This is a genomic window from Sphingomonas sp. CCH9-F2 (genome assembly GCF_001556735.1).
In the GTDB taxonomy this organism is placed as follows: domain Bacteria; phylum Pseudomonadota; class Alphaproteobacteria; order Sphingomonadales; family Sphingomonadaceae; genus Sphingomonas; species Sphingomonas ginsenosidimutans.
Genome location: NZ_LSJO01000110.1, coordinates 1 through 2445 on the forward strand (window position 1 = coordinate 1; position 2445 = coordinate 2445).

General features: G+C 68.9%; 1 protein-coding gene and 1 pseudogene. Both read right to left on the reverse strand.

Annotated features, from left to right (window positions below; all coding sequences use genetic code 11):
* Positions 1 to 5: 5 nt before the first annotated feature.
* Positions 6 to 2144 (reverse strand): sodium-translocating pyrophosphatase, encoded by a 2139-nt coding sequence (locus AX685_RS03340; RefSeq protein WP_066485441.1) that lies wholly within the window; start codon positions 2142 to 2144, stop codon positions 6 to 8.
* A gap of 81 nt (positions 2145 to 2225) precedes the next feature.
* Positions 2226 to 2411, reverse strand: a pseudogene (locus tag AX685_RS20845) (thiamine-phosphate kinase); the annotation flags it as partial.
* Between the last annotated feature and the right edge of the window lie 34 nt (positions 2412 to 2445).

Consider the following 2445-nt stretch of genomic DNA (forward strand, 5'->3'; position numbering starts at 1 on the left):
GCCCCCTACCCCCCGTTCGCCGCCAGCGCCGCCAGCAGCAGCAGCGCGACGATGTTGGTGATCTTGATCATCGGGTTCACCGCCGGGCCGGCGGTGTCCTTGTACGGGTCGCCCACCGTGTCGCCGGTCACCGCGGCCTTGTGCGCTTCCGATCCCTTGCCGCCGTGGTTGCCGTCCTCGATATATTTCTTGGCATTGTCCCAAGCGCCGCCGCCGCTGGTCATCGACAGCGCGACGAACAGCCCCGACACGATCACCCCCAGCAGCATCGCGCCCAGCGCGGCGAAGCCCGCCGCCTGTCCGTCGACCGCACGGACGATGAAATACAGCGCGATCGGTGACAGCACCGGCAACAGCGACGGCACGATCATCTCGCGGATCGCCGCGCGCGTCACCAGGTCGACGGTCCGCGCGTAATCCGGGCGGCTGGTCCCGGCCATGATGCCGGGATTGTCGCGGAACTGCCCGCGCACCTCCTCCACCACCGCGCCCGCCGCGCGGCCCACCGCGGTCATCCCGAACGCGCCGAACAGGTACGGCAGCAGCGCGCCGAGCAGCAGCCCGACGATGACATACGGGTTGCTCAGCGAGAAATCGACCGTCAGGTCCGGGAAATAGGTCTCCAGATCGGTGGTATAGGCGCCGAACAGCACCAGCGCCGCCAGCCCCGCGGACCCGATCGCATAGCCCTTGGTCACCGCCTTGGTGGTGTTGCCCACCGCGTCCAGCGCGTCGGTCTTGTGCCGCACCTCGTCGTCCAGCCCGGCCATTTCGGCGATGCCGCCGGCATTGTCGGTGACCGGGCCGTAGGCGTCGAGCGCGACGACCATCCCCGCCAGCGCCAGCATCGACGTTGCGGAGAAAGCGATGCCGATGATCCCCGCCAGCTTGTACGCGGCCACCACCGCCACGACGATCACCAGCGTCGGCAGCGCGGTCGCCTCCAGGCTGATCGCCAGTCCCTGGATCACGTTGGTGCCGTGCCCGGTCTCGCTCGCCTTGGCGATCGACTTGACCGGGCGATAGGCGGTGCCGGTGTAATATTCGGTGATCCACACGATCAGCCCGGTCACCGCCAGCCCGATCAGCATGCACCAGAACAGGTCCAGCCCGGTGAACCCGGCGGTCGCGGTGGCGGTATCGGCGCCTTCGTCCAGGAAACCGGCGCCGCCGATCACCTTGTGCATGTCGCCCAGCGTGTACTGCGTGGCGAACCAGATCGCGGGCACGGACAGGATCGCAGAGGTCCAGAACCCCTTGTACAGCGCGCCCATGATCGATCCGCTGGCGCCCAGCCGCACCATGTACGTGCCGATGATCGAGGTGATGATGCACACGCCGCCGACGATCAGCGGCAGGCTCATCAGCCGCATCAGTTCGGCCTCATCCGCCTGGATCAGCAGCGCGATCGACACCATCGTCACGCCCAGCGTCACGACATAGGTTTCGAACAGGTCGGCGGCCATGCCCGCGCAGTCGCCGACATTGTCGCCGACATTGTCGGCGATGACCGCGGGATTGCGCGGATCGTCCTCGGGGATGCCGGCCTCCACCTTGCCGACCAGGTCGGCGCCGACGTCGGCGGCCTTGGTGAAGATGCCCCCGCCCAACCGCGCGAAGATCGAGATCAGCGACGCCCCGAACGCCAGCGCGGTCAGCGCCTCGACGATCTCGCGGTCGTTGGGCAACCGCCCGGCCGGGCCGGTCAGGTACCAGAAGAACCCCGCAATCGCGAGCAGGCCCAGCCCGGCGACCAGCATCCCGGTCACCGCGCCGGACCGGAACGCCATGGTCAACCCGCCCTGCAACGATCCGCGCGCCGCCTCCGCGGTGCGCACGTTCGCGCGCACGGAGATGTTCATGCCGACGAACCCGGCCACCCCCGAAAGGATCGCGCCGATCGCGAACCCGACCGTCGACAGCGTCCCCAGCGTCACCCACAGCACCACCGCGACGATGACGCCGACGATCGCGATCGTGGTATATTGCCGACGCAGATACGCGCGCGCACCCTCCTGGATGGCGCTGGCGATATCCTGCATCCGTTCATTGCCCGGCGATGCGGCGAGCACCTGTCGGCTGGTGGCGAAGCCATAGAGTACGGCGATCAGGCCGCAGACGATGGCAAGGTAGACGGTCGTCATGCCTTACATCCCTCCTGTTGGCGCGGACCCGGTCTGTCGCCGGCGCCTCGCGCGAGGGGTGGAGGCTATCATGCCGGGGGGTCAGCGCAACCCATGCTGGAACCCGAGTTGAGCGGGCAGCGCCACCGCCGCCCCGTCGCGGGTCAGCGTCAGCCCCGCACCCGCCGCGAAACCACCGACCCGCGTTGCCGGCACGGGCGGCACGAACCCCGGCGGCGCGGCGAACAGCAGTTCGTAATCGTCCCCCGCGGTCGCCGCCGCCAGCGCGTCGGCGACCGCGGGGGACGATTACGAACTGCTG